Raw genomic sequence first — 16,083 nt, forward strand, 5'->3', positions numbered from 1 at the left:
AGGCCGGGCGGCGGAACCCTCAGGGGGTTCGCCGCCCGGCCTTCGCCGTTGCCGGGGCGTCGCGCGGTCTGCTAGAACTTTTTCTGGTGCGCCTTGACGGACTTCACGTAGTCCTTGGTGTCGTCGTACATTCCATTGCGCCGAACCGAGCCCTGCCCCTGGTAGTACGAGGCGATGCCGTCCTCGAAGGTGTCGGATGTGCGCTGCAGGGCCGCGATGATGGCGACGCCGGCGACGACGTTGTCATGCGGATTCAGCAGGTCCAGCTTCCGCCCGACGAGAGTCGAAGCCCACTCGCCCGACGACGGGATGACCTGCATGGCGCCGATGGCGTTGGCAGGGGAGACCGCCGTCGGATTGAAACCGGACTCCTGGTACGCATGCGCGAGTGCGAGTGACGGGTCCACGCCGAACTGCCGTGCCGTCGAGGTGATGATGCTGCGCATCTGCGAACGGCTCGGAAGATCGCGCGAGAGCAGGAGCGCCTTGTTCTCGTTGGCGCTCTTGACCGTCGACTCCGGGTACTTGTAGTGGAGGAACGTCGAGGGGACCAGCTGACCGGCCGCCTCCGTCGACCCCGACCCCGGGACCTTCAACTTCTTTCCGGGATGGATGACGGACGTCTTCTTGAGACCGTTCGCGGCGAGGAGCTTGCTCAGCCCGATGCTGTACTTGCCGGCGATCCCGGAGAGGGTCTCACCCGAGGCGACCGTGTGCGTTCGCGACGACGAGCCCGAGGAGGACGACGACGAGGAGCTGGACGACGAGCTGGTGGAGCTGGAGCCCGCGGTCAGGCGGAGCTTCTGGCCCGGGTAGATGGTCGTGCTGCTCTTGAGACTGTTGAGGTCGAGCAGTTTGGACAGCGACAGGCCGTTGCCGGCCGCGATGCCGGAGAGGGTGTCGCCGTTCGACACCGTGTACGACTTGGCGGATGCCGAAGAGGACGACGACGAGGAGCTGGACGACGAGCTGGTGGAGCTGGAGCCCGCGGTCAGACGGAGCTTCTGGCCCGGGTAGATGGTCGTGCTGCTCTTGAGGCTGTTGAGATCGAGCAGTTTGGACAGCGACAGGCCGTTGCCGGCCGCGATGCCCGAGAGGGTGTCGCCGCTCGACACCGTGTACGACTTGGCCGACGCTGAAGAGGACGACGTGCTGGACGAGGTCGATGCCGCGGCTTCGACCTTGCTGGTGGCGACGATCACGCGCTGGCCGGGATGGATGATCGCCGACTTCTTGAGCTTCGGGTTCATCGCGAGCAGCTCCGAGAGCGACACGTCGTAGCGAGCAGCCACACCGTAGAGCGTGTCGCCGTGCTCGATGGTGTAGTGCTTCGTGGTCCCGCTGGAGGCAACCTTCGTCGACGTGCTGCTGCTCGACGAGCCGCCGGCGAGCTTGATCTTCTGCCCCGGACGGATCACGGCGGAGCTCGACAGGTCGTTGGCCTTGAGGATCGTGCTGAGCGAGACGCCGGCGCGCGCCGCGATGTGCGAAAGCGTGTCGCCGGATTCGACGGTCACGGATTTCGGGGCCGCTGCCGGAAGGACGCTCCCTAGCTGCGAGGGGACCTGGGCGGCCACCAGGTGGGCGGCGATTCGATTCTGCGCGGCGGCGATGTTCGCCGCCGTCGCGGTCTTGGGAGCCATCGTCTGGGCTGGGGCGGGGACCGGTGCTGCCTCTGCCGGAGCCGCGGCGCCAAAACCGGTCAGCATGACGGCCGGAAGAGTCGCAGCAGCAACGGTGCCCGAAGCTAGGCGGCTTCGGCTCGTGCGGCCGGTTTCGGTCATTCGTGCGCTCTCGGCGCGGGGCTGTGGCATGGGAATCCTCTGTCGTGGTCGGATCGCATCGCCGCAGAAGGATCTTCCCCGTGATACTCCTGTGACTCGTGTTGCGAGTGTGACTCTTGTGAATCTACACCACGAACTGTGGACGATGAAACCGTTATCAAGGAGAAATTAAAGGACGGGCGTGTCGCCGGCGGGCGGGTGTATTCGCTGGCCCGGGTGCGCGGGCGCGCGATTTAACGGTTCACCGTGTGGCACCCTTGGTACGTGAGTAATCTTGAGAACCTTGTAGCCGACTGGCTTCCCCTGCCCGACGTCGCGGACGCATTGGGCGTCGACATCCGAAAGGTGCACAGTCTGATTCGCGACCGGGCGCTCGTCGAATACCGGATCGGCGACCGGAGGATTCGCGCTGTTCCATCGGCCTTCCTCAAGGACGGGCAGGTGCTGGACAGCCTCAAAGGGACAGTCACGGTCCTGTCGGACTCCGGGTTCGACGACGATGAACTGATCCGTTGGCTGTTCACCGCTGACGATTCCCTGCCGGGCAGGCCGATCGATGCGCTGCGCGAGGGGCGGAAGACGGAGATCCGGCGCCGCGCCCAGGCAGCAGGCTTCTAAGCCGGGCGCTGCCGGTCAGGACGTCCGGCGAATCGCAGCCAGCCCCAAGCGGCGCAGTGCTTCTCGGACCGGCTCCGGGACGTGCAGATGGGCCAGGGCGTCGAACCCCTGGTCGGAGAGCTCGCTGATGCTGTCCTCCGTGGCCGCCAGCGCCCCGCAATCGACGAGGATCGTGCACATCCTCGACACCTCGGCGTCACCGAGATCGTCCGCGCCGAGGCGGTTTTGGATGAAGTCGCCGTCGGATGCCGGGCTGAGTCGCAGGGCATGTGCGATCAGCTCGGTCCTCTTGCCTTCTCGCAGGTCGTCGCCGGCCGGTTTCCCGGTGGTCGCCGGGTCGCCGAAGACGCCGAGGACGTCGTCGCGCAGCTGGAAGGCCTCGCCGAGAGGCAGCGCGAATGCCGAGTACTGATGCAGAACATCCTCGCTCGCGCCGGCCAGCGCGCCTCCGAGCAGCATCGGATTCTCCGTGGAGTACTTCGCGCTCTTGTAGCGGACGATGGTCCGCGCGCGGCTGACTGCGTCGTCCGCCCCGTAGGACGGTCCGGCCGATTCCTCCAGGACGTCCAGGAATTGGCCGGACATGACCTGCGTGCGCATGGTGTCGAACACGCGTCGTGCGGCGGGCGGTGCCGACGTCGTGCCGAACATCTGCTCGCTGAGGGACAGGCACAGGTCGCCGGCGAGCACCGACGCGGCTTCGCCGAATCGCGCGGCGTCGCGTGCCCATCCCGCCCGGCGGTGCAGGGCCTCGAACCGGCGGTGGACGCTCGGCTGCCCCCGGCGCGTGTCCGACCGGTCGATGAGATCGTCGTGGATCAGCGCGGCCGCCTGGAAGAGCTCCAGCGAGGCGCCGATCCTCACGATGTCCTCGTCCTCCGGGACCCCTCCTGCCCCGACGAACCCCAGGAAGGCGAAGCGCGGACGCAGGCGCTTCCCGTTCAGCGTGAGGTCGTGGATGCTCGCGATCAGCTCGTCGGCGTGAGGTGAGATGCGGCCGATGATCGTCCGCTGCTCGTCCAGGAACGACGCGAGCGCCCCGTTCACGCGGGCGGTGAAGGCTGCGACGTCGACGGCGCGGTGGTCGTCCGCTGCGGGCTGGGTGCTGGAACCAGAGGTCATGGGGCCGATTCTGTGAGATTCTTCGTTCGGGCCGCGGGGCTGCCGTGGCGTCCCTTCCACTTTATAGGCTGTTGACCATGAATGAGACTGCCCGCCCACGGGCGATCCTGCACGTCGACATGGACGCGTTCTTCGTGTCCGTCGAATTGCTCGAGCGCCCGGAATTGATCGGCGAGCAGGTGATCGTCGGCCACCCTGCGGGACGCTCGGTGGTGCTGTCGGCTTCCTACGAGTGCCGGGCGCTGGGCGTGCGCTCAGCCATGCCGATGTCGACGGCGATGCGCCTGGCACCGCAGGCAACGGTGATCGAGCCGCATCAGGAGCAGTACCGGCTCGCCTCCCGCCGGATCATGTCGATCTTCCGCGACGTGACGCCGGCTGTGCAGCAGCTCTCCGTCGACGAGGCGTTCCTGGATGTCACGGGCAGCCTGCGGAGGCTCGGTTCCCCGCCCCGGATCGGGCAGAGCATCCGGGATCAGATTCGCAGCGAATTGAGCCTGCCGGCAAGCGTGGGGATCGCGAAGAACATGTTCGTCGCCAAGATCGCCTCAACGCGGGCGAAGCCCGACGGAATGCTGGTGATCCGCCCCGACGAGACCGTCCCCTTCCTGCACACGCTGCCGGTTTCCGCGTTGTGGGGTGTGGGGCAGCGGACAGGGGAAGTGCTGGCCCGCGCCGGGATCCATTCAGTGCGGGACATCGCGCAGACGCCTCCGGCCACACTGGGGAAGATGCTCGGGAGCACGGGGGCCAAGCTGTACGAGCTCGCATGGGGGCGTGACGAACGCGCCGTCGAGCCCGTCCGGGAAGAGAAGAGCATCGGGGCCGAGGAGACGTTCGCTGAGGACGTGCGGGATCCAGACGTGCTGCACACCGAATTCCTGCGCTTGGCGCACCGGGTTGCGGAGCGGTTGCGCAGGGCGGGAAAGCTCGCTGGAACCGTGGCCATCAAGGTCCGCTACGAGGACTTCAGGACGGTCAGCCGCAGCCGGCGCCTTCCGCAGGCGTCGTCGTCAGCGGTGGCTCTGGCCGAATCGGCGACCGGCCTCTTCGACGCGCTCTGGCGCGATGGCGACGCCATCCGCCTCGTCGGACTCCGCGCCGAGCAGTTCTCAGGTGGGGCGGGTGTGCAGTTCAGCTTCGAGCGCTCCGATGCGAACTGGGAGTCGGCGGAGGCCGCCATGGACAGGATCCGGGACCGATTCGCCGATTCGGGCGTGAAACCCGCGACTCTGCTCAACCGGCCGGCCGGCGGCGCTCGGGCTCCCGAGGAGAAGAGTGACGGCTGATCCCGATCCGGCTACCGTGAAACGGGTTGCACCAGTATCCTTGAGGTATGTACTTGGCCAGCGTGACTGGGTGGTAAGCGACGAGGTGCCGTGCCCGGCAATGGGGACGGGAGCCGAGTCGGCCGGCTGGTTGCCGTCCAGGGCACGGGGCGAACGGACGAGACAGGAATTCGACGGAACAAGTCCGGAGTTCGCGACGTTGAATTGAGTACGTAGTGTGTGAGGTCATCGACCCGGTACCGGCGACCGCCGGTGCCAGTGGATGACAGGAAGAAATGGGGAAGGACAATGCCGCTTTCCGATCACGAACAGCGTCTCCTGGAGCAGCTGGAGAAGCAGCTGCATCAGGATCAGCGATTTGCGTCGACCATGAAGTCCGGTGGCGGCTATTCGACGCGCAATATTGTGATTGGTGCGCTGATCGGCGTCGTCGGAGTCATAGCGCTCCTGGTGGGCATCTCCAGTCAGCTCATCATCATCGGCGTGATCGGATTCGCGCTCATGTGCATCGGAGTGTATTTCGCCCTCTCCAAGCGAGGCAGCGCCCGGAGCCAGGGTCCGTCGAAGAAATCGCCCGGCAAGGGCGGCAGCAGCTTCATGGCCGATCTCGAAGCCAAATGGGACGAGCGTCGCCGAGACCAGGAGTTCTAGGTTCCGACCGGCAGAGGCGACGGCCGCGATGTGCGCATGTCGCGCGTGCGCGTCGGAGGTCATCTGAGGCCGCTCCCTTTCCCTCCACGCCCGGCCCCACCACCGCCCACTACTCGCTCCACTTCGCACCACAACCCGCCGAAACCGGCGGGTTTTCGTGTTTAACGCGGTGTTTTCCTTGAGTCGTTCTTGATGCTGGGTGTTTCCTGCCAATTTATCCTCCACTTTGCGCCACCGATCCGGATCCGCGTGATTCCGGGGTTCTTCTCGTGTGCCCCCGGGCGGAACCAGGCAGGATGTCGTTGACAGTGGTAGAAGGTGGAGTAAAGTGGGGGTCAGTAGAGGGCAGTGGAGGAGTGGATCCACCTAGGAGGCACTTTCTGCAGGGAAGGCGGTGCGCATGTTCCTCGGGACATACACGCCGCGTCTCGACGAGAAGGGTCGTCTGATTCTCCCGGCGAAGTATCGGGACGAGCTCGGCAACGGGCTGGTTCTGACACGGGGCCAGGAACGGTGCATCTACGTCTTCAGCCAGCGGGAGTTCGAACGCGTTCACGAGCAGATGCGGCAGGCGCCGTTGTCTTCCCGGCAGGCGCGGGACTACATCCGCGTGTTCCTCTCAGGGGCCTCGGACGAGGTCCCGGACAAGCAGGGGCGGGTCACGATTCCGTCCTCGCTACGCGCTTACGCCGGCCTGGACCGTGAGGTCACCGTCATCGGCGCTGGTACCCGGGCGGAGATCTGGGACAGCGCGGCGTGGAGCGAATACCTCGACGAGAAGGAGACGGCGTTCTCCGAAACCGACGAGGAGGTTCTTCCGGGAATCTTCTAGGGCACCGAGAGGGTGCCCGAGGGGGACCGGACGACGGGCTTGGGCCAGATCTCTCCCCGCCCGGACCACCACCTGACTCACCTTCCCCGGAGTCAGGCGGTGGAACCGGAGCGGTGGGGGATCTGACCCAAGGTCACTGCCGCCAGCAGACCGCCAAGACAGGCCGGGTGCACGAGGTGCACCCGGTTCCAGCTGCAGGAAGGGCTTCGGCCCGATAGACACAGACCCGAGTGGAGAGGGGCCGGCGATGATGGCAGAACGAGACGCGGAGCGCGCGGAGGCGCGTGGCGCGTCCTCGCCATCCGAGGCCAACCCGAAACCCACGAGCGAACGCCACGTTCCCGTCCTCCTCGACAGGTGCGTGAACCTGCTGGCCCCGGGCGTCGAGGCGGCCCGCGAGGCCGGGAGGCGCCCCGTCGTCGTCGACTGCACACTCGGCATGGGCGGACACGCCGAGGCGATGCTCGAACGCTTCGAGGACGCGCATCTGATCGGACTCGACCGGGACGAACAGGCGCTGTCCCTCGCCGGCGAGCGGCTGTCCCGGTTCGCCGGGCGGACGGACCTCGTCCATGCCGTCTACGACGAGATCGCCGACGTCGCGAGGGACCTCGGATTCGCCACGGTCGACGGGGTGCTGTTCGACCTCGGGGTCTCCTCCCTGCAGCTCGACGAACGCGAACGCGGGTTCGCATACTCCTACGACGCGCCGCTGGACATGCGCATGGACACCTCGCGCGGGCAGACCGCGGCCGACATCGTCAACCATGCAACGCACGGAGAACTCGCGCGCATGATCCGCACCTGGGGCGAGGACAAGTTCGCCGGCCGCATCGCCTCCGCCATCGTCCGGGCCCGCGACGAGGAGAAGCTGACCACCACCGGGCGCCTCGTCGAGGTGATCCGGACGGCAGTCCCGGCGGCTGCGGCCCGAACGTCGGGGCACCCGGCGAAACGGACGTTCCAGGCGCTGCGCATCGCGGTCAACGAGGAGTTGGACGTCCTCGAACGGGCGATCCCGGAGGCGATGTCGGCGACGTCGATCGGCGGCCGTGTGGTCGTCATGAGCTACCACTCGCTCGAGGACAAGATCACCAAGCGGTTCTTCCAGGCCGGGTCGAAGTCGTCGGCGCCGGTGGGATTCCCCGTCGAACTCGAAGAACACAAGCCCCGCTTCACGACGCTCACGAAGGGCACCGAGAAGCCGACCGAGGAAGAAATCGCAGAGAACCCGCGCGCAGCCTCAGCCAAGCTCCGCGCGGTCGAACGGATCATGAAGGACTGATGGACATGCGCGCACCAGCCACCATCCGCCGTGACGGGCGGGCTCCCAGCACCCGGGCCAGCATGAAATCCGAACAGACGTACGCGGGCAGTATCGACGGTGCGACAGCGCGCGTCCTCGCCCCCGACCCGGCACCCCGGGCGCCGAAGACCGCCGACGGTGCCGGCCGCCGTCGTACGGCGCTGTCGATCGTGCCGACCGTCGGCAAGAATCGGCGCCTGCCGTTCCTCATCCTGTGCGTGGCCTTCCTGGTCGCAGCGCTGACGTCGGTCCTCCTGCTCAACGTCCAGGTCTCGAGCGGGCAGTACGAGCTGGTGAAGCTGCGCTCCACAGAACGCACCCTGACTCAGGAGAACGAGGCCCTCAACCAGAAGGTGCAGTACCTCGAGGCCCCCCAGAACGTCGCCGCGAAGGCTGCCGATCTGGGGATGGTCCCATCGGGGAACGTGGCATCGATCGACGTCGAGCGCGCCGAAGTCGCAGGTGTCGCTACACCGGCCGAGGCCGGGAACAACGTAACGTCACTCGTGAACGAACCGCCGGCCCCGGTCGAGGCGCCCGCCGTGCGGAAGCCGGCAGCGGGTGGCTCCACGGCCGCCGAGGAGCCGCCGGCCGAGGCCGCGGACTCGAAGGCCGAGAACCAGGCGGCGGACAGCGACAAGACCGGCGAAGACAAAGCCGGCCAGGACGCGGCCGACGCCGAGAAACCGGCGACGCCGGCCGGTGAGCGGCCGGAGTTCTCGGACTCGGAGCTCAACGGGGGATCGATTCCGGCTCCATCGCTGCAGGGTACGGAATAGGCCAGGCGGCGCAGAAAGTGCCACGAGAGTAGACGGGAAGAGCAGCCCATGGCGGGGACAACGCATCGCACGGCCGGCGCTCGGCAGGGCGGCCGGGGCGACCGGTCCGACGAGACGGCGGGTCATCGCCGGCTACGCGTCGGACTGACGCTCTGTCTCGCCCTGCTCCTCGTCCTCACGGGACGGCTCTTCTTCGTCCAGGGCCTCGACCCGGAGGCGATCGCCCAGGAGGCGACGAGCAACCGGACCCGGACAGACCTCATCGCTCCGAAGCGCGGCGACATCATCGACACCGAGGGGCGCACCCTGGCGACGTCGGTGATCCGGTACGACCTGGTGGTCGACCAGAAGTGGTACGAGGACGAGTTCCAGCGCCGGAACCCCGAAACCGGGGACCGCGAGGACGTCACCATGGATGAGACCATCGCCGTGCTCAGCGACCTGCTCGGCCAGGACACCGAGACCCTGACCGGCTCGCTCGTTCCCGAGGATCCGACGAACCCCAAGCGTTACTCCGTGGTCGCGAAGGGGGTGACCCCCGAGGTCCGGAACGCCGTGGTCGAGCTGGGGATCCCCGGAATGGTCACCGAGCAGCGCAGCGAGCGCCAGTACCCGAACGGCTCCGTGGCCGGCCCGCTGCTGGGCTTCCTGAGCGCGGCCGAGCAGACCGAGACGGGCCAGGAGAAGGGCGCCGAGGGGCTCGAGCGGACGCAGGAGGAGCAGCTGGCGGGCACCGCGGGCGAACGCACCTACGAGGTCGGCGCCGACGGTGTGCGGATCCCGACCGCGACGTATTCGGAGACTCCCGCAGTCGACGGGCAGGACGTGAAGCTGACCATCAACAGCGACGTCCAGTGGGCCGCGCAGAACGCCGTGATGGCCAAGCAGAAGCAGTTCAACCCGGATTTCGTCGCCGCCGTCGTGCTGGACATCAAAACGGGCGAGGTGCTGGCCATCGCGGATTCGCGCTCCGTCGACCCCAACGACCCCGCTGCGACCGAAGGGGAGTACCGCCGCTCCAAGGCGCTGCTGAACGCGTTCGAACCCGGGTCGACGGGCAAGCTCGCGACATTCGCCGCCGCGCTCGACGCGGGCGTGGTCTCGCCGACGGAGGGCTTCGAAGTCCCGAACGCCTACACGACCGACCACGAGACGATCAACGACTCGCTCAATCACGCCACCTACCCGATGACGGCCGCGGGCATCTTCGCGCGTTCCTACAACACCGGAACGGTCATGATCGGCGAACGCCTCTCCAACGAGCAGCGCTACGACTTCTTCAAGAAGTTCGGCATCGGGGACACGATCGACATTGGGTTGCCCGTGAGCGATGGCATCTTCGCCGAGCCTTCCACGTGGGACCGGCGCCAGCAGTTCACCACCATGTTCGGCCAGGCGTACACGCAGACCGTGCTGCACACCGCGATGCAGTTCCAGGGGATCGCCAACGACGGCCTGATGATCGAGCCGCAGCTCGTCGACTCCTACATCGACGCCGACGGCACGGATCACCCCGTCGCGGAGAACAAGCCGGAGCGCGTCGTCTCCCAGAAGACATCGGACGTCATGCTGCGCATGATGGAGACGGTCGTCACTGACGGCACCGCCCAGGGTGCCGCGATCGACGGCTACCGCGTCGGCGGCAAGACGGGCACCGGCCAGGCCGCGGGACCGTCCGGCGGCTACGACGGCTACACGAGCTCCTTCGCCGGCGTCGCACCGCTCGAGGACCCCCAGTACGTCGTCGCCGTGACGATGCACCGCCCGCAGGGCAGCTGGAGGGACTGGTACGTCACCGATACCTTTAAGACCATCATGGAGCAGACTCTGAACTCTTACGAAGTCCCGCCGTCGGACACCGAGCCCAACCCGTACGACGTGTTCGTCGGCGACCAGCAGAAGTACAGCTGGGAGTAGGACGTGGGGCTCAACCATCAGGAGGCCGAGCGGGAGTTCCGCCCGGCCCGGCACGACCGCGTCCAGCTCGAGGAGATCTCCGCCGCCGTCGATGAGATCGACTACGCGGGCCCCGCGGCCGCCGTCACGGGCGTATGCCTCGATTCGCGTGCCGTCCAGCCCGGCGACCTGTACGTGGCGCTGCCCGGCGCACGCGTGCACGGCGCCCGGTTCGCGGCCGCCGCGGCCGCCGCGGGCGCCGCCGCGATCCTGACCGACGACGAGGGCGCGTCCCTGGCGGCCGGCAGCGGCCTCCCCGTGCTCAGCACGACGGCGGTGCGCAGCGTGATCGGCCGCGTCGCCTCCCTCGTCTACGGGACGCGCGCCGACGCTCCCGCACTCTTCGGGGTCACCGGCACCAACGGGAAGACCACCACCACCTATTTCCTGCGCTCCCTGCTCCGGGCACTCGGACACGAGACCGGACTGATCGGCACCATCGAGATCGTCGCCGGCGCCACGCCCGTGCCGTCCGTCCTCACGACGCCGGAGGCGCCGCAGCTGCACGCCCTGATGGCCCGCATGCGCGAGGGGGGCATCACGGCAGCCGCCATGGAGGTCTCCTCGCACTCGCTCGACTACCAGCGGGTGGCCGGCCTGGCGTTCCAGGTCTCGGGCTTCACGAATCTGACCCAGGACCACCTCGATCTGCACGGGACGATGGAGGACTACTTCGCCTCCAAAGCCGGGCTCTTCGCGGCCGAGACGAGCCGCAGCGCCGTCGTCACCGTCGACGACGAGTGGGGCACCCGGCTCGCCGCCGAGCGCCGGGCCTCCGGCGCTGCCACACTGACACTCGCGACCGCGGCCGGCGCAGCACCCGACGCCGACTGGGTGGTCAGCAGCATCCGCCCCCACGGGCTGGGCCACGCGTTCGAACTGCACGGGCCCCGGGGCGCGGTTCTGCAGGTCAGCACCGGGCTGCCGGGCCTGTTCAACGTGTCCAACGCCGCGCTGGCCGTCGTCATGATCGTCGCCTCCGGCGCCGACTTGGGCACGCTGCAGCAGACCCTTTCAACCCTGGACCCGCTCACGGTCGAGGTTCCCGGGCGCATGCAGGTCATCGGGACCCGGCCCGCCGCCGTCGTCGACTTCGCGCACAACGCCGACGCCCTCGAACGCGCCATCGACGCGGTGCGTCCGGCCGATACAGGCGGCCGGGTCATCGTGGTCTTCGGGGCGACGGGGGACCGCGACGCGACCAAGCGGCCCGTCATGGGGGCGGTCGCCGCACGGCACGCCGACGTCGTCGTCGTCACCGACGACGACCCGCACGGCGAGGACGCGGCCGGAATCCGGGCCGCCGTGCTGGAGGGCGCGCGGGCCGCGGTCCGCGCGGAGAACCTCGCTGCCGACGTCGTGGAATCCGCGCCCCGGGCGAGGGCCATCGAGCACGCGGTGCAGCTGGCCAGGCCGCAGGACACGGTCCTGATCGCCGGCCGCGGACACGAGACCATCCAAGAGGTCCAAGGGGTCGACCACGCCCTCGACGACCGCGTCGAACTGCGGCGCGCGCTGCTCGCCGCCGGCCACAGCGTGCTCGGCGGAGCCCCGATTGAGGGCAGCACCACACGAGACGAGTTCCGGGGTCCGGACCCCGAGGGAGTAAAGTCCTCATAGCCATGATTGAACTCAACACTGCCCAGATCGCCGAGATCACCGGCGGTCGCCTGAGCGCGTCCGCCGACGGCGCGACCCGGATCCTCGGCGTCGACACCGATTCCCGGGAGATCCAACCGGGGTGGCTCTTCGTCGCCAAGCCGGGGGAGTTCTCCGACGGCCACCACTTCCTCGATGCGGCGTTCGCCGCCGGCGCGGTCCTGGCCCTGACCGAGCGCACGACCCTCGACGCCGACGGGAACGAGCATCCCGCGGTCATCGTCGACGATGCCGTGGACGCCATGGGGGCCGTCGCCGCCCACCTGGTCCGCTTCCTCAAGGGGCGCGGTGCACGGGTCGTCGGCATCACCGGCTCGGCCGGCAAGACGACGACCAAGGACCTGCTCGCCTCGATCCTCGAGACGACGGGGGAGACCATCGCCCCGGTCGGCTCCTACAACGGCGAGGTCGGCGTGCCGTTGACCGTCTTCCGCGCCAGCGAGAGCACCCGGAACCTCGTCATCGAGATGGGGGCGACCGGCGTCGGCCACATCACCTACCTCACCGACATGGTGCAGCCGGACACCGGGGTCGTGCTCTGCGTCGGCAGCGCCCACGCCGGGGAGTTCGGCGGCGTCGACAACATCGAGCGCGCCAAGGGCGAGCTCGTCGAGGCGCTCCCGGCGGACGGCACCGCGATCATCAACCTCGACGACGCCCGCGTCGCCCGGATGCGCGAGCGCACCTCGGCGCGCGTCATCGGGTTCGGCATCGACGCCGGGCCCGTCGACGGCGTCGACGTCATCTCCGCGCGCCGCGTCGAGGTGACCCGGAACGGTCAGCCCGCGTTCGACGTCGTATTCCCGGACGGCCGTGAGTTCAGCCTGGTCAGCGGCCTGATCGGCCGCCACCACGTCTACAACCTGCTGGCCGCCGCGGCCGCTGCCTTCGCGCTCGGCGTGGACCCCGGGACGATCGTCGCGCAACTCGACGGCCGCGGGCCGACGAGCCGCTGGCGGATGGAGCGGACCGAGCGCGCGGACGGTGTGAGCGTCGTCAACGACGCCTACAACGCCAATCCCGAATCGATGCGGGCCGCACTGCAGACCCTCGCCGAGCTCGGACTGCCCGACGGGGCCGGCCAGGCGCGCCGCACGTGGGCCGTCCTGGGGCCGATGCTCGAGCTGGGCGACGAGTCCGTGCTAGAGCACGACCTCTTGGGCCGCCAGGCCGTGCGCCTGAACATCAAGAAGCTCGTCGTCGTGGGGCGCGAGGCGAAGCCCGCCTACAACTCCGCGGTGCTCGAGGGAAGCTGGGGGGACGAGGCGTTCTACGCCGAGACCATCGACGAGGCCGAGGCGCTGCTCACCGAGCAGCTCGCCAGCGGCGATATCGTCTTGTTCAAGTCATCGAACTCGGCCGGCCTGCGGCACCTGGGTGACCGGATCGCACAGGCGAGTGCTGCAGCCACCGCCCCAGAGGAGACCACGGAATGATCGCACTGCTGATGGGCGCCAGCCTGGCCTTGATCCTCACCTTCGTCGGCACGCCGCTGCTGATCAAACTCCTGGTCCACCGGCGGTACGGCCAGTTCGTGCGCGACGACGGCCCGACGTCGCACCACACGAAGCGCGGCACGCCCACCATGGGCGGCGCGATGATCGTCTTGGCGGTGGTGCTGGCCTACTTCCTCACCCACGGCATCCGGGCGCTCACCAGCGAGCACGCCACCGGCCCGACGACCTCGGGCCTGCTGCTGATGTTCCTCATGATCGGCATGGGCCTCGTCGGGTTCCTCGACGACTTCATCAAGATCTCGAAGCAGCGCAGCCTCGGCCTGCGCCCCTGGGAGAAGATCCTCGGCCAGGCACTCGTGGGCATCGCGTTCGCCCTGCTGGCCCTGCAGTTCCCGAACGAGAAGGGCCTGACGCCCGCGTCGACCCAGATCTCCTTCATCCGCGACATCCCATGGCTCGACCTGGCCTTCTTCGGGCCCATCGTCGGCGCGATCCTGTTCGTCATCTGGTCCAACCTGATCGTCACCGCGACCACGAACGGCGTCAACGTCACCGACGGGCTCGACGGGCTGGCCGCCGGCGCATCCATCATGGTGTTCGGCGCCTACACGCTCATGGGCATCTGGCAGTACAACCAGGCCTGCGGGTCCTCCCGTGCGATCGGCTCGGTCTGCTACGAGGTCCGCGACCCAATGGACCTGGCGCTGCTCGGCGCGATCCTCTGCGGCGCCCTGATCGGCTTCCTGTGGTGGAACACGTCCCCGGCGCACATCTTCATGGGCGACACCGGCTCGCTCGCCATCGGCGGCGCCCTCGCCGCGTTCGCGATCCTCTCGCGCACCGAGCTGCTGCTTCTGGTCCTCGCCGGCCTGTTCGTCGTCATCACGCTCTCCGTCATCATCCAGGTCGGCTTCTTCAAGCTCTCCGGCGGCAAGCGCGTCTTCCTCATGGCCCCGCTGCAGCACCACTTCGAACTCAAGGGTTGGGCCGAGGTCACGGTCGTGGTCCGCTTCTGGATCCTGGCGGGGCTCTTCGTCGCGGCCGGCCTCGGAATCTTCTACGCCGAATGGGTGGTGGGCCTCTAAATGGCGAATCTGGACGAACTGACCAGCTGGGACGCCGACTGGTCCGGCCTGCGGGTCGTGGTCACGGGTCTGGGGCTCAGCGGGTTCTCCGCGGCGGACACCCTGATCGAGCTCGGCGCGCGCGTCGTCGTCGTCGACGGGAACGACTCGGAGGAGAACCGGCAGCGCGCGGACACACTGCGCATCGTCGGCGCCGCCGACGTCCTGCTCGGCGCCGGGAACCAGGACGTGCTGCCGCTCATCGACGGCGGGGCGCCCGAGCTCGTCGTGTCCTCGCCGGGCTGGAGCCCCCGCCAGCCGCTCATCGCCGCCGCGGAAGAGGCCGCGATCCCGGTGTGGGGCGACGTCGAGCTCGCCTGGCGGGTGCGCGAGCGCGCCGGCCGCCCGACGGCCGAATGGCTCGTGCTCACCGGCACCAACGGCAAGACGACGACGGTCTCCATGGCCGAGTCGATGCTCCAGGCCGCCGGACTGCGCGCCCTGGCCGTCGGCAACGTCGGCACCCCGATCCTGGACGCCATCCGCGACCCGCAGGGGTTCGACGTCCTCGTGGTCGAGCTCTCCAGCTTCCAGCTGCACTACACACACACGATGTCGCCGCAGGCTTCCGTCGTGCTGAACATCGCCGAGGACCACGTCGACTGGCACGGCTCCTTCGACGAGTACCGGGCGGCGAAGGCGAAGATCTACGAGCGCACCCGCGTCGCCGCCGTCTTCAACGTCGAGGACCCCGTGACCATGCGCATGGTCGAGAACGCGGACGTCGTCGAGGGCTGCCGGGCCATCGGCTTCACCACGGGCGTCCCCGCCCGCAGCATGGTCGGCATCGCCGAGGGGCTCCTCATCGACCGCGCCTACCTCGAAGACCGGGCGAACTCTGCGATCGAGCTGGCGGCCGTCAACGACGTCGGCGAGGTGCCGGCCCGGCACAACGTCGCCAACGCCCTGGCCGCGGCGGCTCTCGTGCGCGCCCACGGCGTCCCGGCCGAGGCCGTCCGGGACGGTCTGCTGGCCTACCAGCCCGGCGACCACAGGATCCAGGCGGTGGCCCGCCGCGGGGACATCCTCTGGATCAACGACTCCAAGGCGACCAACCCGCACGCCGCGGCCGCGTCCCTGGGCTCGTTCCGCTCGGTGGTCTGGATCGCCGGCGGCCTCTCCAAGGGCGTCGACTACCACCGGATCGTCGCTGACAACGCCGAACGCCTGCGCGCGGTCGTTTTGATCGGAGTCGACACGACGGGCCTGCGCGAGGCCCTGCGAGAACACGCTCCGGATGTTCCCGTATTGGCGACGTCGGTGGGGGACACTGGTGGTGCAGGACCGGCCGGTTCGCATTCCGTCTCCGGGACGGCGGTCATGGCACAAGCCGTCGACCTCGCCGCGGAGGCAGCGCAACCGGGGGACACGGTCCTCATGGCACCGGCCGCGGCGTCGATGGACCAGTTCACGTCCTATGCGCAGCGCGGCAACGCCTTCATGGAGGCGGTGCGTGAATTGATGGAACGGCCCGAATCCTGACCCGGGCCACGAGGCAGAGCCGGA

General features: G+C 68.5%; 13 protein-coding genes. 11 read left to right on the forward strand and 2 right to left on the reverse strand.

The window, feature by feature from the left end; genetic code table 11:
* Positions 1 to 71: 71 nt before the first annotated feature.
* Positions 72 to 1,643, reverse strand: coding sequence for a LysM peptidoglycan-binding domain-containing protein (locus IE069_RS02210; RefSeq protein ID WP_189348493.1), 1,572 nt, complete (start codon positions 1,641 to 1,643; stop codon positions 72 to 74).
* Between the two features lie 405 nt (positions 1,644 to 2,048).
* Here IE069_RS02210 and IE069_RS02215 point away from each other — a divergent pair, with 405 nt between their 5' ends.
* A complete protein-coding gene (locus IE069_RS02215; RefSeq protein WP_189348494.1) occupies positions 2,049 to 2,402 on the forward strand; it encodes an Rv2175c family DNA-binding protein in 354 nt (117 codons plus the stop codon).
* Between the two features lie 15 nt (positions 2,403 to 2,417).
* Here the strand turns inward: IE069_RS02215 and IE069_RS02220 are convergent, their stop codons facing one another.
* Complete coding sequence (locus IE069_RS02220; protein WP_189348495.1) at positions 2,418 to 3,524, reverse strand: polyprenyl synthetase family protein; 1,107 nt, start codon at positions 3,522 to 3,524, stop codon at positions 2,418 to 2,420.
* 77 nt (positions 3,525 to 3,601) lie between these two features.
* Between IE069_RS02220 and dinB the strand changes: the two genes are divergently transcribed.
* The 10 genes from dinB (at position 3,602) to murD (ending at position 16,059) form a co-directional block, all read left to right on the forward strand.
* Positions 3,602 to 4,813, forward strand: coding sequence for a DNA polymerase IV (dinB, locus tag IE069_RS02225; protein ID WP_189348496.1), 1,212 nt, complete (start codon positions 3,602 to 3,604; stop codon positions 4,811 to 4,813).
* Positions 4,814 to 5,101: 288 nt separating this feature from the next.
* Positions 5,102 to 5,464, forward strand: a complete 363-nt coding sequence (locus tag IE069_RS02230; RefSeq protein WP_189348497.1) for a DUF3040 domain-containing protein — start codon at positions 5,102 to 5,104, stop codon at positions 5,462 to 5,464.
* A gap of 400 nt (positions 5,465 to 5,864) precedes the next feature.
* On the forward strand, positions 5,865 to 6,296 hold the full coding sequence (gene mraZ, locus IE069_RS02235; RefSeq protein WP_189348498.1) for a division/cell wall cluster transcriptional repressor MraZ: 432 nt from the start codon (positions 5,865 to 5,867) through the stop codon (positions 6,294 to 6,296).
* Positions 6,297 to 6,546: 250 nt separating this feature from the next.
* On the forward strand, positions 6,547 to 7,581 hold the full coding sequence (gene rsmH, locus IE069_RS02240; RefSeq protein ID WP_189348742.1) for a 16S rRNA (cytosine(1402)-N(4))-methyltransferase RsmH: 1,035 nt from the start codon (positions 6,547 to 6,549) through the stop codon (positions 7,579 to 7,581).
* 5 nt (positions 7,582 to 7,586) lie between these two features.
* The gene (gene ftsL / locus IE069_RS02245; RefSeq protein ID WP_189348499.1) at positions 7,587 to 8,381 is read left to right on the forward strand and encodes a cell division protein FtsL; all 795 of its coding nucleotides are present in this window, start codon (positions 7,587 to 7,589) and stop codon (positions 8,379 to 8,381) included.
* Positions 8,382 to 8,429: 48 nt separating this feature from the next.
* Entirely contained in the window at positions 8,430 to 10,298 is a 1,869-nt protein-coding gene (locus IE069_RS02250) for a peptidoglycan D,D-transpeptidase FtsI family protein (RefSeq protein ID WP_189348500.1), read from the forward strand.
* 3 nt (positions 10,299 to 10,301) lie between these two features.
* Positions 10,302 to 11,957 carry a UDP-N-acetylmuramoyl-L-alanyl-D-glutamate--2,6-diaminopimelate ligase gene (locus tag IE069_RS02255; protein ID WP_189348501.1) on the forward strand — a complete coding sequence of 552 codons (1,656 nt, stop codon included), beginning with the start codon at positions 10,302 to 10,304 and terminating at the stop codon, positions 11,955 to 11,957.
* Between the two features lie 2 nt (positions 11,958 to 11,959).
* Positions 11,960 to 13,432, forward strand: coding sequence for a UDP-N-acetylmuramoyl-tripeptide--D-alanyl-D-alanine ligase (locus IE069_RS02260; RefSeq protein ID WP_189348502.1), 1,473 nt, complete (start codon positions 11,960 to 11,962; stop codon positions 13,430 to 13,432).
* Positions 13,429 to 14,538 carry a phospho-N-acetylmuramoyl-pentapeptide-transferase gene (mraY, locus tag IE069_RS02265; protein ID WP_189348503.1) on the forward strand — a complete coding sequence of 370 codons (1,110 nt, stop codon included), beginning with the start codon at positions 13,429 to 13,431 and terminating at the stop codon, positions 14,536 to 14,538. The genes IE069_RS02260 and mraY overlap by 4 nt, the downstream gene beginning before the upstream one ends.
* Positions 14,539 to 16,059 (forward strand): UDP-N-acetylmuramoyl-L-alanine--D-glutamate ligase, encoded by a 1,521-nt coding sequence (murD, locus tag IE069_RS02270; protein ID WP_189348504.1) that lies wholly within the window; start codon positions 14,539 to 14,541, stop codon positions 16,057 to 16,059.
* Positions 16,060 to 16,083: the final 24 nt, after the last annotated feature.

This window comes from Zhihengliuella salsuginis (assembly GCF_014651715.1).
Classification (GTDB): Bacteria; Actinomycetota; Actinomycetes; order Actinomycetales; family Micrococcaceae; genus Zhihengliuella; species Zhihengliuella salsuginis.